Source organism: Citrobacter europaeus, from assembly GCA_020099315.1.
Classification (GTDB): Bacteria; Pseudomonadota; Gammaproteobacteria; order Enterobacterales; family Enterobacteriaceae; genus Citrobacter; species Citrobacter europaeus.
This window is the reverse complement of sequence record CP083650.1, coordinates 4124521-4149094: the sequence shown is the minus strand read 5'-3', so window position 1 is coordinate 4149094 and position 24574 is coordinate 4124521. Positions and strand designations below refer to the sequence as shown.

General features: G+C 51.9%; 26 protein-coding genes and 2 pseudogenes. 12 read left to right on the top strand and 16 right to left on the bottom strand.

The features are described 5' to 3' along the window. Positions 1-18: 18 nt before the first annotated feature. Together LA337_19415 and ansB are read left to right on the top strand one after the other, a co-directional pair. Positions 19-738: a DUF2884 domain-containing protein gene (locus tag LA337_19415; GenBank protein UBI15308.1), complete on the top strand. Its 720-nt coding sequence runs from the start codon at positions 19-21 to the stop codon at positions 736-738. Between the two features lie 188 nt (positions 739-926). Continuing rightward, the gene (gene ansB, locus LA337_19410; GenBank protein UBI15307.1) at positions 927-1973 is read left to right on the top strand and encodes an L-asparaginase 2; all 1047 of its coding nucleotides are present in this window, start codon (positions 927-929) and stop codon (positions 1971-1973) included. A 116-nt stretch (positions 1974-2089) separates the two neighbouring features. On the opposite strand, the gene hemW is transcribed toward ansB, so the two are convergent. Genes hemW through LA337_19385 form a run of 5 tightly spaced genes read right to left on the bottom strand, consistent with a single transcriptional unit; the run spans position 2090 to position 5396 of the window. After that, the gene (gene hemW, locus LA337_19405; GenBank protein ID UBI15306.1) at positions 2090-3226 is read right to left on the bottom strand and encodes a radical SAM family heme chaperone HemW; all 1137 of its coding nucleotides are present in this window, start codon (positions 3224-3226) and stop codon (positions 2090-2092) included. Further along, the gene (locus LA337_19400) at positions 3219-3812 is read right to left on the bottom strand and encodes an XTP/dITP diphosphatase (protein ID UBI15305.1); all 594 of its coding nucleotides are present in this window, start codon (positions 3810-3812) and stop codon (positions 3219-3221) included. The genes hemW and LA337_19400 overlap by 8 nt, the downstream gene beginning before the upstream one ends. 7 nt (positions 3813-3819) lie before the next feature. Then, positions 3820-4110, bottom strand: coding sequence for a DUF167 family protein YggU (gene yggU / locus LA337_19395; protein UBI15304.1), 291 nt, complete (start codon positions 4108-4110; stop codon positions 3820-3822). Beyond that, a complete protein-coding gene (locus LA337_19390; protein ID UBI15303.1) occupies positions 4107-4673 on the bottom strand; it encodes a YggT family protein in 567 nt (188 codons plus the stop codon). Before LA337_19390 ends, yggU begins: the two co-directional genes overlap by 4 nt. 18 nt (positions 4674-4691) lie before the next feature. Then, positions 4692-5396, bottom strand: a complete 705-nt coding sequence (locus tag LA337_19385; protein UBI15302.1) for a YggS family pyridoxal phosphate-dependent enzyme — start codon at positions 5394-5396, stop codon at positions 4692-4694. 17 nt (positions 5397-5413) lie between these two features. Here LA337_19385 and LA337_19380 point away from each other — a divergent pair. The 3 genes and pseudogenes from LA337_19380 (at position 5414) to LA337_19370 (ending at position 6669) form a co-directional block, all read left to right on the top strand. Beyond that, a pseudogene (locus LA337_19380) lies at positions 5414-5530 on the top strand (type IV pili twitching motility protein PilT). A 360-nt stretch (positions 5531-5890) separates the two neighbouring features. Next, a complete protein-coding gene (locus tag LA337_19375) occupies positions 5891-6250 on the top strand; it encodes a hypothetical protein (GenBank protein ID UBI15301.1) in 360 nt (119 codons plus the stop codon). After that, positions 6250-6669, top strand: a complete 420-nt coding sequence (locus LA337_19370) for a YbjP/YqhG family protein (protein UBI15300.1) — start codon at positions 6250-6252, stop codon at positions 6667-6669. Before LA337_19375 ends, LA337_19370 begins: the two co-directional genes overlap by 1 nt. Before the next feature lie 5 nt (positions 6670-6674). Here the strand turns inward: LA337_19370 and LA337_19365 are convergent. Further along, positions 6675-6845: pseudogene (locus tag LA337_19365) on the bottom strand (YggS family pyridoxal phosphate enzyme). Between the two features lie 17 nt (positions 6846-6862). Between LA337_19365 and LA337_19360 the strand changes: the two are divergent. Further along, positions 6863-7843, top strand: coding sequence for a type IV pilus twitching motility protein PilT (locus tag LA337_19360; GenBank protein ID UBI15299.1), 981 nt, complete (start codon positions 6863-6865; stop codon positions 7841-7843). On the opposite strand, the gene ruvX is transcribed toward LA337_19360, so the two are convergent. The 9 genes from ruvX to LA337_19315 form a co-directional block, all read right to left on the bottom strand. Next, positions 7840-8256, bottom strand: coding sequence for a Holliday junction resolvase RuvX (gene ruvX / locus LA337_19355; protein ID UBI15298.1), 417 nt, complete (start codon positions 8254-8256; stop codon positions 7840-7842). The two genes, LA337_19360 and ruvX, sit on opposite strands and share 4 nt — an antisense overlap. Continuing rightward, entirely contained in the window at positions 8256-8819 is a 564-nt protein-coding gene (locus tag LA337_19350; GenBank protein UBI15297.1) for a YqgE/AlgH family protein, read from the bottom strand. Before LA337_19350 ends, ruvX begins: the two co-directional genes overlap by 1 nt. A gap of 176 nt (positions 8820-8995) precedes the next feature. Continuing rightward, positions 8996-9943 (bottom strand): glutathione synthase, encoded by a 948-nt coding sequence (gene gshB, locus LA337_19345; GenBank protein ID UBI15296.1) that lies wholly within the window; start codon positions 9941-9943, stop codon positions 8996-8998. Between the two features lie 19 nt (positions 9944-9962). Then, positions 9963-10694: a 16S rRNA (uracil(1498)-N(3))-methyltransferase gene (rsmE, locus tag LA337_19340; GenBank protein ID UBI15295.1), complete on the bottom strand. Its 732-nt coding sequence runs from the start codon at positions 10692-10694 to the stop codon at positions 9963-9965. A 74-nt stretch (positions 10695-10768) separates the two neighbouring features. Beyond that, a complete protein-coding gene (gene endA, locus LA337_19335) occupies positions 10769-11476 on the bottom strand; it encodes a deoxyribonuclease I (protein ID UBI15294.1) in 708 nt (235 codons plus the stop codon). 94 nt (positions 11477-11570) lie between these two features. Beyond that, positions 11571-12068: a SprT family zinc-dependent metalloprotease gene (locus LA337_19330; GenBank protein ID UBI15293.1), complete on the bottom strand. Its 498-nt coding sequence runs from the start codon at positions 12066-12068 to the stop codon at positions 11571-11573. Positions 12069-12146: 78 nt separating this feature from the next. Continuing rightward, the gene (gene galP, locus LA337_19325) at positions 12147-13541 is read right to left on the bottom strand and encodes a galactose/proton symporter (protein ID UBI15292.1); all 1395 of its coding nucleotides are present in this window, start codon (positions 13539-13541) and stop codon (positions 12147-12149) included. 400 nt (positions 13542-13941) lie between these two features. Continuing rightward, entirely contained in the window at positions 13942-15096 is a 1155-nt protein-coding gene (gene metK, locus LA337_19320) for a methionine adenosyltransferase (GenBank protein UBI15291.1), read from the bottom strand. Positions 15097-15642: 546 nt separating this feature from the next. Next, on the bottom strand, positions 15643-15789 hold the full coding sequence (locus tag LA337_19315; GenBank protein UBI18516.1) for a hypothetical protein: 147 nt from the start codon (positions 15787-15789) through the stop codon (positions 15643-15645). Positions 15790-15994: 205 nt separating this feature from the next. Here LA337_19315 and yqgB point away from each other — a divergent pair, with 205 nt between their 5' ends. The 3 genes from yqgB to speB all read left to right on the top strand — a co-directional run bounded on the left by yqgB (position 15995) and on the right by speB (position 19174). After that, on the top strand, positions 15995-16126 hold the full coding sequence (gene yqgB, locus LA337_19310) for an acid stress response protein YqgB (protein UBI15290.1): 132 nt from the start codon (positions 15995-15997) through the stop codon (positions 16124-16126). Positions 16127-16134: 8 nt separating this feature from the next. Continuing rightward, positions 16135-18111 (top strand): biosynthetic arginine decarboxylase, encoded by a 1977-nt coding sequence (gene speA, locus LA337_19305; protein ID UBI15289.1) that lies wholly within the window; start codon positions 16135-16137, stop codon positions 18109-18111. Between the two features lie 142 nt (positions 18112-18253). Next, positions 18254-19174: an agmatinase gene (speB, locus tag LA337_19300; GenBank protein ID UBI15288.1), complete on the top strand. Its 921-nt coding sequence runs from the start codon at positions 18254-18256 to the stop codon at positions 19172-19174. 186 nt (positions 19175-19360) lie between these two features. Here the strand turns inward: speB and LA337_19295 are convergent, their stop codons facing one another. Next, the gene (locus tag LA337_19295) at positions 19361-20119 is read right to left on the bottom strand and encodes a M48 family metallopeptidase (protein UBI15287.1); all 759 of its coding nucleotides are present in this window, start codon (positions 20117-20119) and stop codon (positions 19361-19363) included. A gap of 279 nt (positions 20120-20398) precedes the next feature. Here LA337_19295 and tkt point away from each other — a divergent pair, with 279 nt between their 5' ends. The 3 genes from tkt to LA337_19280 all read left to right on the top strand — a co-directional run bounded on the left by tkt (position 20399) and on the right by LA337_19280 (position 24556). Then, entirely contained in the window at positions 20399-22390 is a 1992-nt protein-coding gene (gene tkt, locus LA337_19290; protein ID UBI15286.1) for a transketolase, read from the top strand. Positions 22391-22705: 315 nt separating this feature from the next. Next, on the top strand, positions 22706-23149 hold the full coding sequence (gene cmtB, locus LA337_19285) for a PTS mannitol transporter subunit IIA (GenBank protein UBI15285.1): 444 nt from the start codon (positions 22706-22708) through the stop codon (positions 23147-23149). Positions 23150-23176: 27 nt separating this feature from the next. Further along, positions 23177-24556, top strand: coding sequence for a PTS mannitol transporter subunit IICB (locus tag LA337_19280; GenBank protein ID UBI15284.1), 1380 nt, complete (start codon positions 23177-23179; stop codon positions 24554-24556). Positions 24557-24574 lie beyond the last annotated feature (18 nt).

Here is a 24574-nt window from a genome sequence, read left to right as displayed (position 1 = left end):
TTGTATTGAGGGAAAGATATGATGCGCAAAACGCTGCTGGCGGCAGTCCTAACGTTCACGGCGATGGCCGCACATGCCGATTATCAGTGCAGCGTCACCCCGCGTGACGATGTGATTTTGAGCCCACAAACTGTGCAGGTGAAGGGGGAGAACGGCGACCTGGTTATTACCCAGTCCGGTGATGTTACCTTTAACGGTAAACAGTACAACCTGAACGCCGCACAGCGTGAGCAGGCCAAAGATTATCAGGCGGCGTTGCGTAGTAGCCTGCCATGGATTGATGAAGGTGCCAGAGCGCGCGTGGAGAAAGGTCGCGTGGCGCTGGACAAAATCATCGCCAAAGAGGTCGGCGAAAGCAGCAACATGCGTGGCCGCTTAACCAAGCTGGATGCGCAGTTGAAAGCGCAGATGAACCGCATCATTGAGCATCGTACTGACGGCCTGACCTTCCATTATAAGGCGATTGATCAGGTTCGCGCGGACGGACAACAGTTGGTGAATCAGGCGATGGGCGGTATTTTACAGGACAGCATCAACGAGATGGGGGCGAAAGCCGTGCTCAAAGGCGGTGGTAATCCGCTGCAGGGCGTACTCGGAAGCCTCGGCGGTTTGCAGACCTCAATTCAGAACGAATGGAAGAATCAGGAACAAGACTTCCAGCAGTTTGGTAAAGATGTTTGCGCCCGCGTCGTGACGCTGGAAAACGATCGTAAAACGCTGGTTAGCGCTCTGAAATAATCTTCACCTCTTTTTAACGGCACAGAAACATTCTGTGCCGTTTTATTTTGTACTTTTCTGTTTTTTTGATATCCATCTCTAAGAATGACAATTTGATGGAGATATAAATCTGGTTAATTGGATGGCGTCACATTATTCATCTGTAAGATAGACATAATGCTGCAAATTCAAGTAACTGGAGAAATAACATGGAGTTTTTCAAGAGAACGGCACTTGCCGCACTGGTTATGGGTTTCAGCGGCGCGGCGCTGGCATTGCCAAACATCACCATTTTAGCTACTGGCGGAACGATTGCCGGCGGCGGTGATTCCGCGACAAAATCTAACTACACGGCAGGCAAGGTCGGCGTAGAAAATCTGGTTGATGCCGTACCTCAGTTGAAAGATATCGCCGTTGTGAAAGGCGAGCAGGTGGTGAACATCGGCTCCCAGGATATGAATGACGAAGTCTGGTTAACACTGGCGAAAAAGATTAATACCGAGTGTGATAAAACCGACGGCTTCGTGGTAACTCATGGTACGGATACCATGGAAGAAACCGCCTATTTCCTCGACCTGACCGTCAAGTGCAACAAGCCGGTGGTGCTGGTCGGCGCAATGCGTCCGTCTACAGGTATGAGCGCTGATGGCCCGTTCAATCTGTATAACGCAGTGGTTACCGCAGCAGACAAAGCCTCTGCCAACCGCGGTGTGCTGGTGGTGATGAACGACACCGTTATGGATGGCCGCGACGTGACCAAAACCAACACTACCGATGTCGCCACCTTCAAATCCGTTAACTATGGCCCGCTGGGCTACATCCATAACGGTAAGATTGACTACCAGCGTACGCCTGCGCGTAAGCACACCACGTCTACGCCGTTCGATGTGTCTAAGCTGACCGAACTGCCGAAAGTTGGGATTGTTTACAACTACGCTAACGCATCCGATCTGCCGGCAAAAGCGCTGGTGGACGCGGGTTACGCTGGGATCGTCAGTGCGGGTGTAGGTAACGGTAACCTGTATAAAACCATTTTCGATACGCTGGCAACTGCCGCGCACAAAGGTACCGTTGTGGTGCGTTCATCCCGTGTACCAACCGGCTCCACCACGCAGGATGCTGAAATTGATGATGCGAAATACGGGTTTGTGGCTTCAGGCTCTCTGAACCCGCAAAAAGCGCGTGTTCTGCTGCAGCTTGCGCTGACCCAAACCAAGGATCCTAAGCAGATCCAGGAAATGTTTAATCAGTATTAATCGATGAAGGTGGCTGCGCTTATCGCCCTAACCCTGTAGGTCTGATAAGCGCAGCGCCATCAGGCAATTTGTCGGATGGCGGCTCAAGGCCTTATCCGGCCTACATCGTTACCGTATTACTCCGCCAGAAACAGCTCCAGCAGCGAATTCAAAAACAACTTACCGTGTTGGGTGATCTGCCAGTACTCATCGCATTCAATCAGGTAGCCCTGGGCGATAGCCTCATCGATCTGCCGGCGAATAACGTCTTCGGTAAGCCCGGTATATTGCGTGAACTCTGCACGCGGCGCGGCTTCCAGTAACCGGAAACGGTTCATAAAGAACTCGAACGGCTTGTCGGCTTCGGCAACATCACGCTGGCTTTCCAGGTAACGCCCTTGCATGTATCCGCGTGGGTGCCGCGTTTTGGTGGTGCGCAGGATGCGTCCGTCCGGGAACGTGATTTTGCCATGCGCGCCGCAGCCAATACCGAGATAGTCGCCAAAACGCCAGTAATTAAGGTTGTGCTGACACTGATAGCCTGGTTTCGCATAGGCTGAGGTTTCGTACTGCTGATACCCTGCGGCGGTCAGCAACTGGTGGCCTTGCTCAAAAATATCCCACAGCGCATCATCGTCCGGTAACACCGGCGGTCGGGAACCGAACAGCGTGTTGGGTTCGATGGTCAACTGATACCAGGAAAGATGCGGCGGGTTGAGCGCGATGGCCTGCTGTAAATCGCCCAAAGCTTCTTCCAGCGTCTGATCCGGTAAACCATGCATCAGGTCGAGGTTAAAGCTGCGTAGCTCCAGACCGCTCGCCAGGTTTGCCGCTCGTTTGGCTTCTTCCGGCCCGTGAATACGTCCCAGACGCTCGAGTTTGGCGGAGCTAAAGCTCTGTACGCCAATCGAGATGCGGTTGACACCAGCGCGTTGATAATCAACAAAGCGATCGGCTTCCACCGTCCCGGGATTCGCCTCCATCGTGATTTCTGCATCTGCGGCCAGATTCAGCCGTGCGCGTACGCCGTCGAGCAGCGTTTGCATTGCCGGGCCAGAAAGCAGGCTCGGCGTACCACCCCCGATAAAAATCGTCTTTACTTCACGTCCCTGGGCGTGAGCCACCTCAGTATCCAGATCGCTCAGCAGATGCTGCACATAGTCGTCATGAGGGACTTCGCCTTTTAGCGCATGCGAGTTGAAGTCGCAGTACGGGCATTTCTGCACGCACCACGGGATGTGAATATAAAGACTTAGCGGCGGAAGCTTAACCATTACGCAGGGCATCCAGCAGCAGCTTCAGCGCCTGTCCACGGTGAGAAATCGCACTTTTTTCTTCACGGGTCAGCTCGGCGGCGGTTTTCCCTTCAGACGGTACAAAGAAGATGGGGTCGTAGCCAAAGCCACCGTTTCCGGCAGGTTCGCGGGTAATCACGCCCGGCCAGCTTCCGTGACAAACTAAAGGAGTAGGATCGTCTGCATGGCGCATATACACCAGCACGCAATGGAATTGTGCCTGACGCTTGTCATCAGGAACATCCTGCAGGGTGTGAAGCAGTTTTTCCAGGTTCTGCCGATCGGTCGCATCTTCGCCGGAGTAGCGGGCTGAATAGATGCCTGGCGCGCCGCCAAGGGCATTTACCGCCAAACCTGAGTCATCAGCAATGGCCGGTAAGCCGGTAATTTGCGCGGCATGACGCGCCTTCAGAATGGCGTTCTCAATAAACGTCAGTCCGGTCTCTTCTGCAGAATCAACACCCAGATCCGTTTGGGCAACAACATCAAGACCGAAATCACTCAGAAGAGAGGCGAGTTCACGCACTTTACCGGCATTGCCGGTCGCGAGGACAACTTTTTGCATGGGATACCTAATCAGTTAGCGCCGCAATTTCGGGCGGGATCTGTTGCGGATGAATGATTTTAACCTGTTTGTGACGACCAAGCTCGCCCTTCTCAATGACGACCTGGCTTTTTGCTACGCGGAACTGTTTACCGAGAAACTTCACCAGATGGCTATTGGCTTGTCCATCAACCGGTGGGGCGGTAATGGCGACTTTTAGCTCGTCGCCATGTAAACCCACAATACTGTCACGGCTGGCTTTAGGCTGAATGTAGAGCCGTAAAACCAGACCGTCGTCGCAGGGTGTAACGGCACTCATAGCGCCATCCACAGCCCCGGCAGCAGCATGTTGCCTGTCGCCTGTAACACTTCTGCGATGCCCATATTAATGACATAGAGCAGCAGAACCAGAATCATTGGCGAGAAATCGATCCCGCCCATGCCTGGAAGTATGCGACGGATAGGGCGCAGCAGCGGATCTGCCAGTTGAATCAGCACGTACTCCACGGGGCTGCGGCCCTGGCTGACCCAGCTCATAATCGCCATCACCAACAGTACCCAGAAAATCAGCAATCCGATGGTCTTCAGGACAATCAGCACGGCGGCGATCCAGATGATCGGCTGGAACGTGACCACCTTAAACAGCACGATTGCTTTGATAAAGCTGAGAATCAGCGCCACTAATGCCGATGCGCTGTCGATCGGTCCCATCGGGGGAATAATGCGGCGTAACGGCCCAATAATAGGTTGAGTGATTTTCACTATAAACTGCGAGAACGGGTTGTAAAAATCGCAGCGAGACCATTGCATCCACACGCGCAGCAGCAGCGCCATGGTATACAGCTCAATTACCGTTGAGAGCAGGAAGGTCAACGTATTCATGGTGTTCCTTAGTTTTCCTTATTTTTTAGTGTAATCACGAGCACCAAAAATGGCAGTGCCGATGCGCACCATCGTGCTACCCGCCGCGATTGCGGCATCCATATCATCAGACATCCCCAGTGAGAGCGTGTCGATACTTGGGTAACGTGTTTTCAACCCAGCAAATGCTACCGCCATTTGCTGTGCAACTTCAAACTGCCTTACATAATCTGACTCTGGCGCCGGGATTGCCATCAAACCACGTAGGGTAATGCGCGGCAGTGCAGCGACGTCAGCGGCCAGTGCCTCAAGCTCTGCCAGCGGAATTCCTGACTTACTGTTCTCATCGCTGATATTAATTTGAATCAGTACATTGAGCGGTGGCAGTTGTGCCGGGCGCTGTTCGCTCAAACGGGCAGCGATACGCAGACGGTCGATCGTATGGCACCAGTCAAAATGTTCCGCGACCAGACGACTTTTGTTGGACTGCAGTGGGCCAATAAAGTGCCACTGCAGATCGTTGACGCCTTTTTCCTGGAAGTAGCGGATTTTATCCACCCCTTCCTGCACATAGTTTTCACCGAAGGCACGCTGCCCTGCGGTAATGGCTTCTTCGATGGCGCTCGCAGGTTTGGTTTTGCTAACTGCAAGCAACATAACTTCTTCTGAAGACCGCCCGCAACGCGTCGCGGCGGCTGAGATTTTGTCCCGGACATGTGCCAGGTTATGCGCGATATCGTTCATTTTCCGAGGATGTTCATATGAATATGGAAGAAATAGTGGCCCTTAGTGTAAAGCATAACGTGTCGGATCTACACCTGTGCAATGCATGGCCTGCGCGCTGGCGCATACGTGGAAAAGTCGAAATCGCGCCATTTACTATGCCTGGTGAGGCTGCAGATAGGCTGAGTATAAAATGTGAGTCTGTAGGAGGACGTAAACAGATTTAACTGACAGAATTTTCATTTCATTTTATTCAGCTCCAGTTTGCTGTAGTGTGAATATCCTGCAGTTATAAAATTATTTATGAGGTTTGTTTATAATAAAACAAAAATATTAGATGATTGGTAAGGTGAATATTATAGCTTCATTTGTTATCAAGCGATAATATACATTGCAAATATAAATTGTGGGGGTATTTGTGATGTCAATGAATAGAATTTGAAGCATTTAATGTTCAAGGTGATGGTTCGCTTTGTGATATTTCATACTCTTCGTCTATAAATGAGGTGTTACAAATGTGGAATAAAGAAGCCGCTATAAATTTTGTTAGGCACAATGCTCATGCGCACGCTACTGGTTATTGTGCCAGGGCAGTAACAGCAGCTATCGAACATGGCGGCGTATCCTTGCATCATGATAATGCTAAAAATATGGGGAAATATTTAGTATTAGCTGGTTTTCGTGAAGTATATGGCGATCCTATTAAAGGTGATGTTGCTATAATTCAACCATATACTGGAGGAAATACAGCAGGGCACATGGCGATTTTTGATGGGCATTACTGGTGGTCGGATTTTAAACAGGAACATGGCGTGTATCCCGGACCGGGTTATCGTAAAAGTCAGCCTTCATATAAAATCTATAGGCATAACTGATGAAGCGATTAATATTATTTACTTTTCTAGTCTCATCGTTTGCTATGGCAGGAATAATACCTGCTGGTACTCAGGCATTAAAGTTCAATACCTGGTATATCAAGCTGGTTACTCATAATATCATCCCAGTTGCAGATAATCCGACGGCATTAGAACCTTATGTTATTATCGATACATTGAATAAATTAAAGCAGGCATATATAAGCGATAATCTTGAAGAGGATTATTTCCTAAAAGTTCAGGATGTTGCAGATGAAGACTGGAGTAATCATATTAGTATTGATCTAATTATAACTGATCCTATTTGTACCAATGTCTATTTGACATTTGGAACGGGTGAGTCATCTCAAAAAGTTATTGACTGCATGGTAGAAGAAAAAGGTGTATGGAAAATCAAGAGTGTCGCTACTCGCCATTAGTCGTTGTTTTCACCAATTGAAAATAATCCTGCGACGATGGCTTCTTCGATGGCGCTCGCAGGTTTGGTTTTGCTGAATGCAAGCAACATAACTTCTTCTGAAGACCGCCCGCAACGCGTCGCGGCGGCTGAGATTTTGTCCCGGACATATGCCAGGTTATGCGCGATATCGTTCATTTTCCGAGGATGTTCATATGAATATGGAAGAAATAGTGGCCCTTAGTGTAAAGCATAACGTGTCGGATCTACACCTGTGCAATGCATGGCCTGCGCGCTGGCGCATACGTGGAAAAGTCGAAATCGCGCCATTTACTCCGCCTTGCGTGGAGGATCTGCTGATGTGCTGGCTCAGCGAGCAACAACAGGTACAGTGGCGGAAACAGGGGCAGATTGATTTTGCTATTGCGCTGGCAGATTCCCGACGTCTGCGCGCCAGCGCTTTTGTTCATCAACAGGGAACGTCGCTGGCGCTAAGATTGCTCCCGCTTGATTGTCCACGTTTAGACGATCTCCAGACTCCCGAGGCCATACCTGAGCTGCTGCACAGTGAACATGGATTGATTCTGGTCACGGGAGCCACCGGCAGCGGTAAATCAACGACCCTGGCAGCGATGGTGGAGTACCTTAATCAGCATATTGCGGGGCATATTCTGACGCTGGAAGACCCGATTGAATATCGCTACACCAGCCAGCGCTGTCTTATTCAACAACGGGAGGTGGGCGTACACTGTGCTTCTTTTGCCGCTGGCTTGCGCGGCGCGCTGCGTGAAGATCCTGACGTCATTTTGCTGGGCGAACTGCGCGACGTGGAAACCATTCGTCTGGCATTAACGGCAGCGGAAACCGGGCACCTGGTGCTGGCAACGTTACATACGCGAGGGGCTGCGCAGGCTATCGCACGGCTGGTGGATACCTTTCCCGCGCAGGAGAAGGATCCGGTGCGTAATCAACTGGCAGACAGCCTGCGGGCAGTGCTTTCGCAAAAGCTGGAGGAAGATAAGCTGGGAGGACGCGTGGCGCTATTCGAGCTGCTCGTCAACACGCCCGCCGTGGGCAATTTGATTCGTGAAGGGAAAACGCATCAGCTACCCGGCGTAATTCAAACCGGGCAGCAGACAGGCATGCAGACGTTTGCACAAAGTCTGCAGCAGCGACAGGCGCAGGGGCGGCTTTAGTAGCCCTGCTCGAAATAGCTTTCGAGGATGACCACGGCAGAAGCGGAGTCTACTTTGCCTTTATTCAATGCCCGGTATCCGCCTTGCTCAAACAGGCCAGAGCGGGCTTCGACGGTGCTCAAGCGTTCATCGTGCAGCGTTACGGTAACGCCAAAGCGACCGTGAATGCGGTTAGAGAACTTGCGCGCGCGCGCAGTAAGGGGTTGTTCGGTGCCATCCATGTTGAGCGGCAGACCTACGATAATTTCGTCCGGCTGCCACTCTTTGAGCAGACGTTCAATCAAACTCCAGTCCGGCGTACCGTCCTGCGCTTTGATGGCGGGCAAGGGTCTTGCCGTACCGGTAATGCGTTGGCCAACCGCGACGCCGATACTTTTTGTACCAAAATCAAAAGAGAGTAATGTTCCGCTCATCAGGCATGTCCCGCCACGCCAGGCATGGTCTGAATATCAATCCCGATAAGCTTCGCCGCATCGCGCCAGCGATCGGAAATCGGCGTTTTGAATAAGATGTTGAGGTCTGCGGGGGCCGTGAGCCAGGCGTTATCCAGTAGCTCTTGCTCCAGTTGACCTTTTTCCCATGATGAATAACCCAGCGCAACCAGCACTTCGGACGGTTGCTCTTGCGTACCCAGGGTTTCTAATACATCGCGGGAGGTGGTGATGATGGTGTTATCTGAGATGCGGATACTGGATGCAAAGCGTGACGGCGGGGTATGCAGAATAAACCCACGGTCTTCCGCCAGCGGTCCGCCGAGCATCACCGGTTTATCCAGACGAATGGCCGGATCGCGTTCTTCTGGCGTAATCTTCAGCTTTTCCAGAATTCCTTCAATCTGTAAGTTTTCCAGAGGCTTATTAACGATAATCCCCATTGCTCCGTTCTCATTATGTTCACAGATGTACACCACGGAACGGCGGAAAATCGGATCCTGGAGAGCAGGCATGGCAATCAGAAAGTGATGCTGTAAATTCATTGTCAGAGGTTCTGTTTCCTGGTTCAAAAAAGCAACAGAGCCCAGTATGTGGGCAAAGCTCGAAGATGTCACCCTCTGAAGATAGCTTTGCCGGATGGCGGCTTCGCCTAATCCGGCCTACGGGGTGTAATTCCAGGCCGAATAAGACGCGATGGCGTCGCTATCCGGCAACATATTTATTTCTGCAAACGCGCTTCAATGGCATCCATCAGCATACCGGTAATCGAAACCGGGAACTCCGCTTCAATTTCACGAATACAGGTTGGGCTGGTGACGTTAATTTCTGTCAGGCGATCGCCAATGATATCCAGACCGACAAAAATCAAACCTTTCGCTTTCAGCGTTGGCCCAATGCGGCGTGCGATTTCCCAGTCGCTGTCGGTTAATGGACGCGGCTCGCCACGGCCACCGGCGGCCAGGTTGCCACGGGTTTCACCGCCCTGTGGAATACGCGCCAGGCAGTACGGAACGGGTTCGCCATCGACCACCAGCACGCGTTTATCGCCATCTTTAATTGCTGGCAGATAGTTCTGCGCCATGCAGTAGCGGGTACCATGCTCGGTCAGCGTTTCAGCAATCACGCCGAGGTTCGGATCGCCTTCCTTCACGCGGAAAATAGATGCGCCGCCCATGCCGTCCAGCGGTTTGAGAATGATGTCGCTGTGTTTTTGCCAGAAGGCTTTCAGCTGCGCTTTGTTACGCGTGACCAGCGTTTCCGGCGTCAGGTCGGCAAACCATGCGGTGAACAGCTTTTCGTTGCAATCGCGCAGGCTCTGCGGTTTGTTGACGATTAGCGTTCCTTTCTCTTCTGCACGTTCCAGAATATAGGTCGCGTAGATGAACTCGGTATCAAACGGCGGATCCTTACGCATCAGAATGACGTCCAGGTCTGCCAGCGGGAGATCCTGCTCGCTCTTAAACTCATACCACTTGTCGTAGTTCTGCTCTACGCTCAGGGTATGTGTGCGGGCGCGGGCTTCACCGTTTTCCAGATAAAGATCGGCCATCTCCATATAATGAATTTCGTAACCGCGACGTTGCGCTTCCAGCAGCATAGCGAAGCTGGAATCTTTCTTGATGTTGATGCTTGCGATGGGATCCATCACGATGCCGAGCTTAATCATGTTCTTCTCCGTTTATGCCTTAGCCCAGATCGCCAAAACGCACTTGTAGCGCGGTAATAGCGGTGAGCGCAGTTGTCTCAGTACGCAGAACGCGAGGTCCTAACAGAATATCAGTAAACTGATAGCGTGCGGTCATGGCAATTTCATCTGCTGACAACCCGCCTTCCGGGCCAATCAGCAAGCGGATGCGTTCCACCGGCAGCGGCAGCGTATTGATGCTGGCGCTGGCGCGCGGATGCAGGTTCAGTTTCAGACCTTCATCCTGTTCCGCGCACCACGCTTCCAAATCCATTGCCGGGCGAATTTCAGGCACCCGGTTACGACCGCACTGTTCGCAGGCGGCAATAGCGATTTTCTGCCACTGCTGGAGCTTCTTGTTCAGGCGTTCGCTGTCCAGTTTAACGCCGCAGCGCTCAGAAAAAAGTGGCGTAATGAGGCTTACACCCAGTTCGATCGATTTCTGGATAGTAAATTCCATTTTTTCTCCGCGCGACATCACCTGACCCAGGTGGATGTGCAACGGCGATTCACGATCGTCGAGTTCGGCGTTAAGCACCTTCACATCCACGCTTTTTTTACTGGCGTGGGTGATTTCAGCGTCGAATACCTGATTGCTGCCATCAAACAGCTGTAGCGCCTGGCCCGGTCCCATACGCAGCACGCGGCCAATATGGTTGGCTGCATCTTCACACAGTGATATTTGGCTGCCGGAAGTGAGTGGCTCAGGGTGATAAATGCGAGGAATGCGCATAGTTTAACATCCGCGTCTTAGCCCTGGGCTACGAAAGGCCAGGGCATGGTTAAAAATATTGACGCTAGTGTAGGTTAGCTCTTTTGCGCCTGGCAAGCGCGTTGCACATATGGGTTATGGTTACCCTGTACCTTCGCGATGCGTTCGTCGCGCTCACACTCCCAGTCGGTGACCGGATATTGCTTATTCCAGGCATTAAAAAGCTGGGTTTGCTGGCGAGAGAGCGTCAGGTCGTACTGGTCACGCATGTAAAAATAGGTGCGTGCGATGGCGCCGCGGGCGCGGGCTGGTGGTTCGGCAACTTTCTCTTTGAAATCAACCTTCATAGTGCATTGCCCATACTGACCTTCGCCACCGTTCCACTGGCTGTACATAAAGTTTGCACGATCGCCATTTACTTCACCGACCGCAGGCTGCAGGTTATGCATATCGCTTTCCATTTTGCGATAGACCGGATCTTTGGCGCAGTTTTTGCGCCCTCCATCCTGCCAGCACTGGCGCTGATGACCAAATTGCCAGGCGGGGACAACGTGCTCCCATTCAATTCGGCTGGCGCGGTTTTCATTTTTTCGTACTTTATAGCCACATGATTCGAGGTCAACGACCCCTTTTTTGCCTTGCCAGTTAATTTTACAGCCACAATAGAAATCGCCCGGCGCATCGGCGTTAACTTTGACGCCTGCCGCTTTTGCCTGAGAAAAGCTGTTGATGCCTTCGGCTAAAACCGGACCTGAAAACGCTGCGGCTAACAGGGCCGCAGCAAAAGAAAGATTACGGTACATCACGAACTCCGTGTCAAAACGAGCCCGCAACGTAGCGAAAGTTATTCCTGTATGCAATCAGTTAGATCAGAAAAGTTCCTGATAATTCTGAAGATTATTCCACAACCAGCGGTTCGCCACAGTGAACGCAGCGGTAGGTGGCCTCACCACGTACAACACGGTTATGTCGACGAACGGTCAGTTGGTGTTCCTGACACTTACAGCGGTAAGTAAAGGTCTTACGCTGCACCGATTGCAGTTCAAATTGATGCGTACGCCGGGCTGGTACGCCCAGCACGCTCTCCATCATCCATTTCCACTCTTTCCCGTGCGGCGACACGCGGCCAAAGTGCTTCCACACCAGTAAATGCGCCAGTTCGTGGGGCACCACTTCGTTAACGAACGCGTCGACATTCTCCATCAGCAGGACGGGGTTAAGGCGAATTTCATAGGTTTGTAGCCACGCGGTACCCGCGGCGGTTCCGCGCTGTTGGTAAACCAGCTTTGGCTCCGGGTATTGGCGTTCCAGCTTGAGATTGGCCTGGGCGAGTTTTTCCCGCAGGCTGCGCATAACGGCTTGCTGGATGGCGATAGGGAGACGGGAGGTTTTCATAACGGCAGAGGATAGTGCGACAAGGAAGGGACTGCAAGAGGTAGGCTTCCTCCCGCTGGGGGAGAAAGCCTTTCGTGATTAGTCGTGTGCGCCAATTTCGCGCAGTTTACGACCTTTCATCAGGTTACGTTCAATGTGTTCCAGAGAGACGTTTTTAGTTTCAGGGATCAGCCACAGAGTCAGGAAGATGAACAGTACGTTCAGGCCACCGTAGACCCAGAAGGTGTTGGCGCTGCCCAGCGAGTTCAGCATCGTCAGGAAGGTTGCGCCGACGATCATGTTGGCAATCCAGTTGGTTGCGGTAGAGCAGGTGATGCCGAAATCGCGACCTTTCAGCGGCTGGATTTCAGAGCACAGTACCCAAATCAGCGGACCGGCGCTCATCGCAAAGCCAACGATAAACATCAGCAGCATCAGCACTGCGAAGTATTGTGCGGCAGCCGAGTGAATCCCCACGTGCATCATTGTACCCAGCACGCCCATACCGACGGCCATGACGATAAAGCCGAGGATCAGCGTAGGCTTACGGCCCCAACGGTCAACCAGGCCAATGGCGATAAAGGTTGCCAGCACGTTGGTCAGGCCAACGATAACCGTTCCCCACATCTGCTCGGTGGTGTTGGTATAACCCGCCAGTTCAAAGATTTTTGGCGCGTAATACATAATGACGTTCATCCCGGTGAACTGCTGCATCACCTGTAACAGCACGCCAAGGAACACTGCGCGGCGGAAGTTGCTGTTCTCTTTAAACAGCGCCCATCCGCTCTGCTTCACCTGCAGGCTTTCACGAATTTCATCCAGCTCACGTTTAGCTTCAGCACTGGTGTCACGCAGACGCAACAGTACGCGTTCGGCATCGACAAAGCGGCGTTTAGCAGCAAACCAACGCGGGCTGTCCGGCAGGAAGATGACGCCAACCAGCAACAGCAAGGCAGGGATGATGATCACACCCAGCATCCAGCGCCATGCGCCGCTGTAGCTAAACGCTGTATCGGAAAGATACGCACCTAAAATACCGATGGTAATCATCAACTGATACATAGAGATCATGCTGCCGCGAATTTTTTCCGGGGCAATTTCAGACAGGTACAGCGGCGCGGTATAAGACGCAACGCCTACAGCCAGGCCGAGCAGGACGCGGGAAACCAGCAGCACTTCAACGTTTGGCGCTGCGGCGGAGAACAGCGAACCGGCAACAAACAGAATTGCGCCGATCATCAGACTCTTTTTACGACCCAGCTTGAAGGAGAGCCAGCCGCTGCCGACGGCGCCCACTGCCGCACCAAACATCATGGAACTCACCACCCATTCCTGAGTGTGCGGGGTAATTTGAAACTCGTCGGTGATGAAAGGTAAAGCACCGGCAATAACACCGATATCCAGGCCAAAAAGTAATCCAGCCAGGGCTGCCAGGAAGCAGACAAAAAATGTCATAGCTTTGTTGGAACGCCCCGTTTTTTTATTGTCAGGCATGATGCCCTCCGGTTGGGTAGCTAGTTTTGTTGATGTTAAGGGTAGGTGAGTACGGGGTAAAAAAATGCGAATCACATCACATTAGTGTAATCGGTTACACTGACATTCATACGGATTATTGATTAATTATTTGAAAGTTAACATTATTTATTTAGGGCTGGAAAAGTTGGTTGCCTGATTTTAAGACAATACTGAAATATAATGTAACGGTGATGCAGCTTTAGTAGTAAAGGTGTGTTAAGTCAAGGTGGATAGAAATACTGAGCTATGTAATCGCTTTCATTTGTTGTTTAATGCAATGGAAATCAAGGTTGTTTTAGCAATGAGGTAGGAGAGAGAAAAGGACATAAAAAAAGACCAGCGCGAAGCTGGTCTTATAAGCGTTGAGCTGTGGGGGAAATTACTTCAGACCGGCAGCTTCACGCAGCAGAGCGGCTTTGTCGGTTTTTTCCCATGGGAAATGTTCGCGACCAAAGTGACCGTAAGCAGCGGTTTCTTTGTAAATCGGGTGCAGCAGATCCAGCATCTGAATCAGGCCATACGGACGCAGGTCGAAGAACTCACGCACCAGCAGGGTCAGCTGTTCTGAAGGCACTTTTTCAGTACCGAACGTTTCCACCATGATAGAGGTCGGTTCAGCCACGCCGATTGCGTAGGAAACCTGAATCTCGCAGCGGTCAGCCAGGCCTGCGGCAACGATGTTTTTCGCTACATAGCGGGCTGCATAGGCTGCGGAACGGTCAACTTTAGACGGATCCTTACCAGAGAATGCGCCGCCACCGTGACGTGCCATACCGCCGTAGGTATCAACAATGATTTTACGACCCGTCAGGCCGCAATCACCCATTGGGCCGCCGATAACGAAACGACCGGTTGGGTTGATGAAGAATTTGGTCGAAGCGGTCAGCCATTCAGTCGGCAGCACCGGCTTGATGATCTCTTCCATAACGGCTTCTTGCAGCGATTTCTGGTCGATATCTTCAGAGTGTTGAGTAGACAGAACAACTGCATCGATACCGACGATTTTGCCGTCATCATACTGGAAGGTGACCTGGCTTTTTGCATCCGGACGCAGCCAGGATAAGGTGCCGTTTTTACGCACTTCAGCCTGACGCTGCACCAGACGGTGAGCATAGGTTATTGGGGCAGGCATCAGCACGTCGGTTTCGTTGGTTGCATAACCAAACATCAGACCCTGGTCGCCTGCGCCCTGTTCCAGCGGATCGGCACGGTCAACACCCTGGTTGATGTCCGGAGACTGTTTACCAATCGCGCTGAGTACCGCACAAGAGTTGGCGTCAAAACCCATGTCGGAATGCACATAGCCAATTTCGCGAACTGTGTTACGGGTGATCTCTTCGATATCAACCCATGCGCTGGTGGTGATCTCACCGCCAACTAAAACCATGCCGGTTTTGACGTAGGTTTCGCAGGCAACGCGTGCTTTCGGATCCTGCTCCAGGATTGCATCCAGCACAGCATCAGAGATTTGGTCAGCGATTTTGTCAGGATGCCCTTCTGATACGGACTCGGACGTAAAAAGGTGTTTTGCCATATTTAATTTCACCTAAGGAGAATTTGGTTAGCTCAAACTGTCGAGTGGAATAGCCATGTGTAGAAGATTCTACCATGAGTCTGCAGATGACGAACACTGGCAGTCTGAGTGTTAATCGGTATAGATGGATTAACATCTGGACGGCTATTTTAGGACAGTTCTTCGCCTGATTTCCAGCTTTTTTTGATTGAGGTCGCATTGTACTGAAAATGAAACTGGAAATTTTTCCTGACGGTGCTGGCAATGTGCATATTTATCTTTTGCATTTTCGTACTGTTGTCGGTATAAAACGCGGCGCGCGGCTCATATCCGTCATACTTCAAGTTGCATGTGCGTTGGCAATACTCGCCCCGTCCCTGGGGCTCGCCCTATGGGCGCTGTGGACAGCGTTCAAATCCGTTCCTGACGGATTTGTCTCGCTCGCCCCAGTCACTTACTCATGTAAGCTCCCGGGGACTCTCTGCGTTGCCGCCTTCCCACAACTCGAATTATTTAGGATAGACAAAAGCACACGACGTTTTCATCGTGTTGCCACTTCCAGCCGGGTTAAAACTTTAGCTTTGGCTTGTGGGTTCGTTCCGTAAGGAGCAACCGTGGAGGTGATACGAGATAATGAACCGTTGTATTCTGCTGAATCTGTCGCACCGTTCTGGTGTACATATGTTCCCCGCAATCTGCATCTCTGCTTTGCATACCTGTCGATGTTATATACACAAAATCATTCATGCTGGTCGAGGCTGCATGAAGGATGAAGTGTGTACCCATCTCGGCGTATCTCAGGACTCAAGAGCCGGTAACGGTCACTAAGAACTGAACAAGGGCGCTCTTGGTAAACAAGAGTTTTCTCGTGGTTTCGCCGAACCGTCAGCATTAAGTTCGGTTACGTGTTTACATTGATATGAAAAAGAAACCGGTCGCACAGTCGGAGCGTCAGCACTATCTGCTGGAAATTCTGCCTGTATTTGGGTTGTTATCGCGTCTTCGGATTGCGATAGTAGTCAACTGTTTTACACTTGTTAATAAAATTTGAGGTTCGCTATGTCTGACGACATTTCTTTGGGTTCGCCTTCGTCAGCAGGCGAACACGGTGTACTACGCTCCATGCAGGAGGTTGCAATGAGTTCCCAGGAAGCCAGCAAGATGCTGCGTACTTACAATATTGCCTGGTGGGGTAATAACTACTATGACGTCAATGAACTGGGTCACATCAGCGTGTGCCCGGATCCGGACGTACCCGAAGCGCGCGTTGACCTTGCTGAGCTGGTGAAAGCCCGTGAAGCACAGGGCCAGCGTCTGCCTGCATTGTTCTGCTTCCCGCAGATCCTGCAACACCGTCTGCGTTCGATTAACGCCGCCTTTAAACGCGCCCGTGAATCTTACGGCTACAACGGTGACTATTTCCTCGTTTACCCGATCAAGGTCAACCAGCACCGCCGCGTGATTGAATCGCTGATCCACTCCGGCGAACCGCTGGGACTGGAAGCGGGTTCTAAAGCTGAACTGATGGCCGTTCTGGCCCACGCCGGAATGACCCGTAGCGTGATCGTGTGTAACGGTTATAAAGACCGCGAATACATCCGTCTGGCGCTGATTGGCGAGAAAATGGGCCATAAGGTCTATCTGGTCATCGAGAAGATGTCTGAAATCGCTATCGTGCTGGATGAAGCTGAACGCCTGAATGTTGTTCCGCGTCTGGGCGTGCGTGCGCGTCTGGCGTCGCAGGGCTCCGGTAAATGGCAGTCCTCCGGCGGTGAAAAATCGAAATTCGGCCTGGCGGCAAACCAGGTGCTGCAACTGGTAGAAATTCTGCGCGAGCGCGGCCGTCTGGACAGCATTCAGTTGCTGCACTTCCATCTCGGCTCCCAGATGGCGAATATTCGCGATATCGCCACCGGTGTGCGTGAATCTGCCCGTTTCTACGTTGAGCTGCACAAGCTCGGCGTGAACATCCAGTGCTTCGACGTCGGCGGTGGTCTGGGCGTGGATTACGAAGGCACTCGTTCGCAGTCCGACTGTTCCGTAAACTACGGCCTCAACGAATACGCGAACAACATTATCTGGGCCATTGGCGATGCCTGCGAAGAGCACGGCCTGCCGCACCCAACTGTTATCACCGAATCCGGTCGTGCGGTTACCGCGCACCATACCGTGCTGGTGTCTAACATTATCGGCGTTGAGCGTAGCGAACACACCGAAGCAACGCCCCCGGCTGACGATGCGCCGCGTGCCCTGCAAAGCATGTGGGAAACCTGGCAAGAGATGCACGAGCCGGGAACCCGTCGTTCGCTGCGTGAATGGCTGCACGACAGCCAGATGGATCTGCACGATATTCACGTTGGCTACTCTTCAGGCTCCTTTAGCCTGCAGGAACGCGCGTGGGCAGAGCAGCTCTATCTGAACATGTGTCACGATGTGCAAAAACAACTCGACCCAAGCAACCGCGCGCACCGACCGATTATCGACGAGCTGCAGGAGCGTATGGCGGATAAGATCTACGTCAACTTCTCCCTGTTCCAGTCGATGCCGGATGCGTGGGGGATCGATCAGCTGTTCCCGGTAATGCCGCTGGAAGGACTGAACCAGGCGCCAGAGCGTCGAGCGGTGCTGTTGGATATCACCTGTGACTCTGATGGCGCTATCGACCACTACGTTGATGGTGATGGCATTGCGACCACCATGCCGATGCCGGAATACGACCCGGAGAACCCGCCGATGCTGGGCTTCTTTATGGTAGGGGCGTATCAGGAGATCCTTGGCAACATGCACAATCTGTTCGGTGATACCGAAGCGGTTGACGTGTTCGTCTTCCCTGACGGCAGCGTAGAAGTTGAGCTGTCTGACGAAGGAGATACCGTGGCGGATATGCTGCAGTACGTGCAGTTGGATCCAAACACCCTGCTGACGCAGTTCCGTGACCAGGTGAAAAACACCGATCTGGATACCGAGCTACAGCAACAGTTCCTCGAAGAATTTGAAGCGGGTCTGTACGGATACACCTATCTGGAAGACGAGTAAAGCTGTGCGGGTTCGCTTGAATCCGTACAAATTAACGGCGATAATTCGGCAATACAAGTAGTCACGTAAATCAATCCCTTCCTCGTCGGGCTTAACGACGCGGAGGGGATTTTTTTTCATCGATTTTTAAAGAGGTCAGTACATGAGCACCTTAGGTCATCAATACGACAACTCCCTGGTTTCTAACGCCTTTGGTTTTTTGCGTCTGCCGATGAACTTCATGCCGTACGACAGCGACGCCGACTGGGTGATCACCGGCGTACCGTTTGATATGGCAACGTCTGGCCGCGCGGGCGGTCGTCATGGTCCGGCTGCGATCCGTCAGGTTTCCACTAACCTGGCGTGGGAGCACAACCGCTTCCCGTGGAACTTCGACATGCGCGAGCGTCTGAACGTGGTGGACTGCGGCGATTTGGTTTATGCGTTCGGCGATGCGCGTGAAATGAGTGAAAAACTGCAGGCGCATGCTGAAAAGCTGCTTTCTGCTGGTAAGCGCATGCTCTCCTTTGGCGGCGACCACTTCGTCACGCTGCCGCTGCTGCGCGCACACGCTAAGCACTTTGGTAAAATGGCGCTGGTACACTTTGATGCCCACACCGACACCTACGCTAACGGCTGTGAATTCGACCACGGCACCATGTTCTACACTGCGCCGAACGAGGGTCTGATCGATCCGAATCACTCAGTGCAGATTGGTATCCGTACCGAGTTCGACAAAGATAACGGTTTTACCGTGCTTGACGCGTGCCAGGTGAACGATCGCGGCGTAGATGACATCATTGCGCAGGTTAAGCAGATTGTTGGCGATATGCCGGTCTACCTGACCTTTGATATCGACTGCCTGGATCCGGCGTTTGCTCCGGGTACCGGTACGCCGGTCATCGGCGGTCTGACGTCTGACCGCGCGATTAAGCTGGTGCGTGGTCTGAAAGATCTGAACATCGTCGGGATGGATGTGGTGGAAGTGGCTCCGGCCTACGATCAGTCGGAGATCACCGCGCTGGCGGCGGCTACGTTAGCACTGGAAATGCTGTATATTCAGGCGGCGAAGAAAGGCGAATAATAGTCGGACTATTTTACTCGTCATTTTGGGTCCGGGCAGTGCTCGCCACCCTCACGTACTACGTGTACGCTCCGGTGGCTGTGCGCTGGCCGGGCCCAAACTGACTTCGCCAATTACGTCCGATAATGGGATGAAATCTGTAGGCCGGATAAGGCATTCACGCCGCCATCCGGCACTGTTTGAAGATTACTTAATTCCGTCTGCGCTCATGCGATCGCGAATATGTTGCGCACGTTCTGCGGAAGCCGGGTGATCGTCAAACATTGAGCTTTGACGTCCCGCTTCCAGTTTTGCCAGTTTCTCAAAGCTGGTGGCTAAGCCTGCCGGACTGATCCCTCGTTTGCGCAACAAATCATACGAGTAATCATCCGCCTCGGATTCCTGACGCTGGGAGAACTGCGAGTTCACCAGTTTCTCGCCAAGATCGCCCAATTGCGACTGTGACAGGCTGCCGACAATGCCGCCAGCTGACGCCGCCGCTGCACGTACGGCGTTTGTACCCAGCGCAACCTGCATGCCTTTTTTCACGTGGCCCAGCGCAACGTGGCCCATTTCATGGCCGATCACCGCTTCAACTTCGTTGTCGGTCATCATATCCATCAGGCCGCTGTACACGCGGATACAGCCGTTCGCCATGGCAAAAGCATTCACATCTTTCGCCATATAGACTTTGTAGTTCACCGGCTGGCCGTTAATGTTATCGCCAAGCGCGGCGGCGATTTTACCCAATCGCGTTGCGTACTCGCTTCCAGCCGGGGCGATGGTAGCTTTGCTGTCCATATCCTTACAGGCCTGATCGCTCAGCGCTTTTACCTGCGCATCGCTCAGGCTGTAGGCCTGAAAAGCCTCTGCGCCAGAAGAAAGCAGTCCGTTAGAGTCCATGTTCTGGCAGCCGGTCAATGCCGCCGCCATGCTCGTAGCAAGCAGTAAAGCGCGAATTTTCATTTTTTCTCTTCCGCACAAAGTCAGGATTATTCTAAAAAATGCGTCGTTTGCAGGTGAACCGACGCCCGGCCTAAGTATAAAGAAAAGAACAATAAGCGGGCGAGAAGATTGCGCAACTTGCGCGCACGATCCAGAGATTTCTGAAGCGGTAAAAGGATGCTCCATGTACATGACACGCGGCTTGGGTTACATTGTTGGCACTTTTTTCCGGCGTAGCCCAAAACGCGCTGTCGTCAAGTCGTTTAGGGCGTGGCCTTCATTATCCGATCTGGAGTCAAAATGTCCTCACGTAAAGAGCTTGCCAATGCTATTCGTGCGCTGAGCATGGACGCAGTACAGAAAGCCAAATCCGGTCACCCGGGTGCCCCGATGGGTATGGCTGACATTGCCGAAGTCCTGTGGCGTGATTTCCTGAACCACAACCCGACTAACCCGTCCTGGGCTGACCGTGACCGCTTCGTGCTGTCTAACGGTCACGGCTCCATGCTGATTTACAGCCTGCTGCACCTCACCGGCTACGATCTGCCGATGTCCGAGCTGCAGAACTTCCGTCAGCTGCACTCCAAAACTCCGGGTCACCCGGAAGTGGGTTACACCGCGGGTGTTGAAACCACTACCGGTCCTCTGGGTCAGGGCATTGCGAATGCAGTGGGTATGGCTATCGCTGAAAAAACGCTGGCGGCGCAGTTTAACCGTCCAGGTCACGACATCGTTGACCACTTCACCTACGCTTTCATGGGCGACGGCTGCATGATGGAAGGTATCTCTCACGAGGTATGTTCCCTGGCCGGTACGCTGAAGCTGGGCAAACTGGTTGCGTTCTACGATGACAACGGCATCTCTATCGATGGCCACGTTGAAGGCTGGTTCACTGATGACACTGCTAAGCGTTTTGAAGCTTACGGCTGGCACGTGGTTCGCGGCGTTGATGGCCACGATGCTGACGCGATTAAACGCGCAGTTGAAGAAGCACGCGCTGTGACCGACAAACCGTCTCTGCTGATGTGCAAAACCATCATCGGTTTCGGTTCCCCGAACAAAGCCGGTACCCATGACTCTCACGGTGCGCCGCTGGGCGATGCAGAAATCGCACTGACCCGTGAACAGCTGGGCTGGAAATACGCGCCGTTCGAAATCCCGTCTGAAATCTACGCGCAGTGGGATGCGAAAGAAGCAGGTCAGGCAAAAGAAGCGGCATGGAACGAGAAGTTCGCTGCTTATGCGAAAGCCTTCCCGCAGGAAGCGGCTGAATTCACCCGCCGTATGAAAGGTGAAATGCCGGCTGATTTCGACGCCAAAGCGAACGAGTTCATCGCTAAGCTGCAGGCTAACCCATCCAAGATCGCCAGTCGTAAAGCGTCTCAGAACGCGATTGAAGCGTTCGGTCCTCTGCTGCCGGAATTCCTTGGCGGCTCTGCTGACCTGGCACCTTCTAACCTGACTCTGTGGTCGGGTTCTAAAGCGATCAACGAAGATACCGCTGGTAACTACATCCATTACGGTGTGCGTGAATTCGGTATGACCGCTATCGCTAACGGTATCGCGCTGCACGGTGGTTTCCTGCCATACACCTCTACCTTCCTGATGTTCGTAGAATATGCCCGTAACGCGGTGCGTATGGCTGCGCTGATGAAACAGCGTCAGGTGATGGTCTATACCCACGACTCAATCGGTCTGGGCGAAGATGGCCCGACTCACCAGCCGGTAGAGCAGGTTGCTTCTCTGCGCGTGACGCCGAACATGAGCACATGGCGTCCGTGTGACCAGGTTGAATCTGCCGTGGCATGGAAATACGGCGTAGAGCGTCAGGACGGCCCGACCGCGCTGATCCTCTCCCGTCAGAACCTGGCACAGCAGGAACGTACCGAAGAGCAGCTGGCGAACATCGCTCGCGGTGGTTACGTGCTGAAAGATTGCGCCGGTCAGCCGGAACTGATCTTCATTGCTACCGGTTCTGAAGTTGAGCTGGCTGTGGCTGCATGGGACAAACTGACGGCTGAAGGCGTTAAAGCGCGCGTGGTTTCCATGCCGTCTACCGACGCATTCGACAAGCAGGATGCCGCTTACCGCGAGTCCGTACTGCCGAAAGCGGTTTCCGCTCGCGTTGCAGTGGAAGCTGGTATCGCTGACTACTGGTTCAAATATGTGGGCCTGAACGGCGCTATCGTCGGTATGACCACCTTTGGTGAGTCTGCTCCGGCAGAGCTACTGTTCGAAGAGTTTGGCTTCACCGTCGACAACGTCGTCGCGAAAGCAAAAGAACTGCTGTAATTTCGATTACAGGTAAAAACGGGTCGCTCAGGCGGCCCGTTTTTTAATCAGAGGATGTTTATTTATCCCTGTGCAACCTTTCATTGTAGATCTACGTCACAAATATGATATTTATCCTTGTTTGGTATTTGCAGGCGATGTCACATAATTAGTATTGCTTTTTATTTTTAACTTCTTAACCCTCTGTTTTTAAAGGCCTCATCAAAAAACATTCTGCGCTGTCTGTATTTTTCTCCTCGATTGATTTCATTTTGTCGTGCGCGTATTTTATTTTTAACGCTAACTCGTACCCTAAAAATAAAATAAGGAAAATGTATGCGGCTGATTGATTACTTTCCAGAATCATCTATCTCAATAAAAAATTCAGCAAAGAACTGGCAGGAGGCAATTGACTTTTCTATGTCATCCTTACTCGCCAATCATTATGTCAATTCAGATTATATTCAGGCCATTAAAGATTCAACGGTTAACAATGGACCTTATTATATTTTAGCCCCTGGCGTTGCCATGCCACACGCTCGCCCAGAGTGTGGTGCATTAAAGACCGGAATGTCATTAACGCTTCTCAAACAGGAAGTAAAATTTGCCGAAGATGATGAAGGTATCAGATTATTAATCGGACTATCGGCAGCAAATGCTGATTCACATATTGGTGCTATTCAGGCTTTGAGTGAATTGTTATGTGAAGAGGAAGCGCTAACCGCTTTGTTATCAGCTAAATCAGAAAAACAACTGGCGGATATTATCGCCCACGCATAATTCACAGTTTCCTTTCAGGACATTATTATGGAAAACAAGTCTGCTCGTGCCAAAGTCCAGGCTTTTGGTGGGTTTTTGACTGCCATGGTCATTCCCAACATCGGCGCGTTTATTGCCTGGGGTTTTATAACCGCATTGTTTATTCCTACCGGTTGGATGCCGAATGAGCATTTCGCCAAAATTGTCGGTCCGATGATTACCTATTTACTGCCCGTCATGATTGGCTCCACAGGGGGACATCTGGTTGGCGGGAAACGCGGCGCAGTAATGGGGGGCATTGGTTCTATTGGCGTTATCGTGGGCGCGGATATCCCGATGTTCCTTGGTGCGATGGTGATGGGACCGCTTGGTGGCTGGGTGATTAAGCATATCGATCGTCTGCTGGAAAAACGCATTCCTGCAGGTTTCGAGATGGTTATCAATAACTTCTCTCTTGGTATTGCGGGAATGCTGTTATGCCTGCTGGGGTTCGAAGTCATTGGCCCGGCGGTTCTCATTGCCAATAATTTTGTGAAGGAATGTATTGAAGCGTTGGTTCATGCGGGTTATCTGCCGTTGCTATCCGTAATCAATGAACCGGCGAAAATCCTCTTTCTGAATAATGCTATCGATCAGGGCGTATATTATCCGCTGGGAATGCAACAAGCTTCAGAAACGGGAAAATCGATTTTCTTCATGGTGGCATCTAACCCAGGTCCAGGGTTAGGTCTGTTACTTGGCTTTGCAATCTTTGGCAAAGGGATGAGTAAAAAGTCTGCGCCAGGCGCCATGATTATCCACTTTCTCGGCGGTATTCATGAACTGTATTTCCCGTATGTGCTGATGAAGCCTCTGACCCTGATTGCGATGATTGCCGGGGGAATGACCGGGACGTGGGTATTCCACCTGCTGGACGGTGGGTTAGTTGCGGGACCGAGCCCTGGATCAATATTCGCCTATCTGGCATTAACGCCCAAAGGTTCTTTCCTCGCGACCATAGCAGGAGTCACTGCGGGTACAATAGTGACTTTTGTTATTACCTCTGTAATCCTGAAAATGGAAAAGAGCGTCGAAACGGAAAGTGAGGATGACTTTGCTGAGTCAGCCAGAGCCGTCAAGGCGATGAAGCAGGAAGGTAAATTCTCTTATAAAAATATTAAACGCGTTGCTTTTGTCTGTGATGCGGGAATGGGTTCCAGCGCGATGGGGGCAACCACGTTTCGTAAACGTCTGGAGAAAGCGGGATTGAATATTAACGTGACACATTATGCCATCGAAAATGTTCCACAAGATGCCGATATTATTGTCACCCATGCCAGTCTTGAAGGTCGTGTTAAACGTGTAAGCGAAAAGCCATTAGTGCTGATTAAGAACTATATTGGTGACCCACTGTTAGACGATTTATTTAAACGCATTACGGCGAACTAGCCTTATTCTATTTTATGG

Bases quoted from the DNA above. Each gene is read 5' to 3' on its own strand.
- LA337_19415 (UBI15308.1), top strand. From the start codon at position 19: ATGATGCGCAAAACGCTGCTGGCGGCAGTCCTAACGTTCACGGCGATG.
- ansB (UBI15307.1), top strand. From the start codon at position 927: ATGGAGTTTTTCAAGAGAACGGCACTTGCCGCACTGGTTATGGGTTTC.
- hemW (UBI15306.1), bottom strand. From the start codon at position 3,226: ATGGTTAAGCTTCCGCCGCTAAGTCTTTATATTCACATCCCGTGGTGC.
- LA337_19400 (UBI15305.1), bottom strand. From the start codon at position 3,812: ATGCAAAAAGTTGTCCTCGCGACCGGCAATGCCGGTAAAGTGCGTGAA.
- yggU (UBI15304.1), bottom strand. From the start codon at position 4,110: ATGAGTGCCGTTACACCCTGCGACGACGGTCTGGTTTTACGGCTCTAC.
- LA337_19390 (UBI15303.1), bottom strand. From the start codon at position 4,673: ATGAATACGTTGACCTTCCTGCTCTCAACGGTAATTGAGCTGTATACC.
- LA337_19385 (UBI15302.1), bottom strand. From the start codon at position 5,396: ATGAACGATATCGCGCATAACCTGGCACATGTCCGGGACAAAATCTCA.
- LA337_19375 (UBI15301.1), top strand. From the start codon at position 5,891: ATGTGGAATAAAGAAGCCGCTATAAATTTTGTTAGGCACAATGCTCAT.
- LA337_19370 (UBI15300.1), top strand. From the start codon at position 6,250: ATGAAGCGATTAATATTATTTACTTTTCTAGTCTCATCGTTTGCTATG.
- LA337_19360 (UBI15299.1), top strand. From the start codon at position 6,863: ATGAATATGGAAGAAATAGTGGCCCTTAGTGTAAAGCATAACGTGTCG.
- ruvX (UBI15298.1), bottom strand. From the start codon at position 8,256: ATGAGCGGAACATTACTCTCTTTTGATTTTGGTACAAAAAGTATCGGC.
- LA337_19350 (UBI15297.1), bottom strand. From the start codon at position 8,819: ATGAATTTACAGCATCACTTTCTGATTGCCATGCCTGCTCTCCAGGAT.
- gshB (UBI15296.1), bottom strand. From the start codon at position 9,943: ATGATTAAGCTCGGCATCGTGATGGATCCCATCGCAAGCATCAACATC.
- rsmE (UBI15295.1), bottom strand. From the start codon at position 10,694: ATGCGCATTCCTCGCATTTATCACCCTGAGCCACTCACTTCCGGCAGC.
- endA (UBI15294.1), bottom strand. From the start codon at position 11,476: ATGTACCGTAATCTTTCTTTTGCTGCGGCCCTGTTAGCCGCAGCGTTT.
- LA337_19330 (UBI15293.1), bottom strand. From the start codon at position 12,068: ATGAAAACCTCCCGTCTCCCTATCGCCATCCAGCAAGCCGTTATGCGC.
- galP (UBI15292.1), bottom strand. From the start codon at position 13,541: ATGCCTGACAATAAAAAAACGGGGCGTTCCAACAAAGCTATGACATTT.
- metK (UBI15291.1), bottom strand. From the start codon at position 15,096: ATGGCAAAACACCTTTTTACGTCCGAGTCCGTATCAGAAGGGCATCCT.
- LA337_19315 (UBI18516.1), bottom strand. From the start codon at position 15,789: ATGCAAAGCAGAGATGCAGATTGCGGGGAACATATGTACACCAGAACG.
- yqgB (UBI15290.1), top strand. From the start codon at position 15,995: ATGAAAAAGAAACCGGTCGCACAGTCGGAGCGTCAGCACTATCTGCTG.
- speA (UBI15289.1), top strand. From the start codon at position 16,135: ATGTCTGACGACATTTCTTTGGGTTCGCCTTCGTCAGCAGGCGAACAC.
- speB (UBI15288.1), top strand. From the start codon at position 18,254: ATGAGCACCTTAGGTCATCAATACGACAACTCCCTGGTTTCTAACGCC.
- LA337_19295 (UBI15287.1), bottom strand. From the start codon at position 20,119: ATGAAAATTCGCGCTTTACTGCTTGCTACGAGCATGGCGGCGGCATTG.
- tkt (UBI15286.1), top strand. From the start codon at position 20,399: ATGTCCTCACGTAAAGAGCTTGCCAATGCTATTCGTGCGCTGAGCATG.
- cmtB (UBI15285.1), top strand. From the start codon at position 22,706: ATGCGGCTGATTGATTACTTTCCAGAATCATCTATCTCAATAAAAAAT.
- LA337_19280 (UBI15284.1), top strand. From the start codon at position 23,177: ATGGAAAACAAGTCTGCTCGTGCCAAAGTCCAGGCTTTTGGTGGGTTT.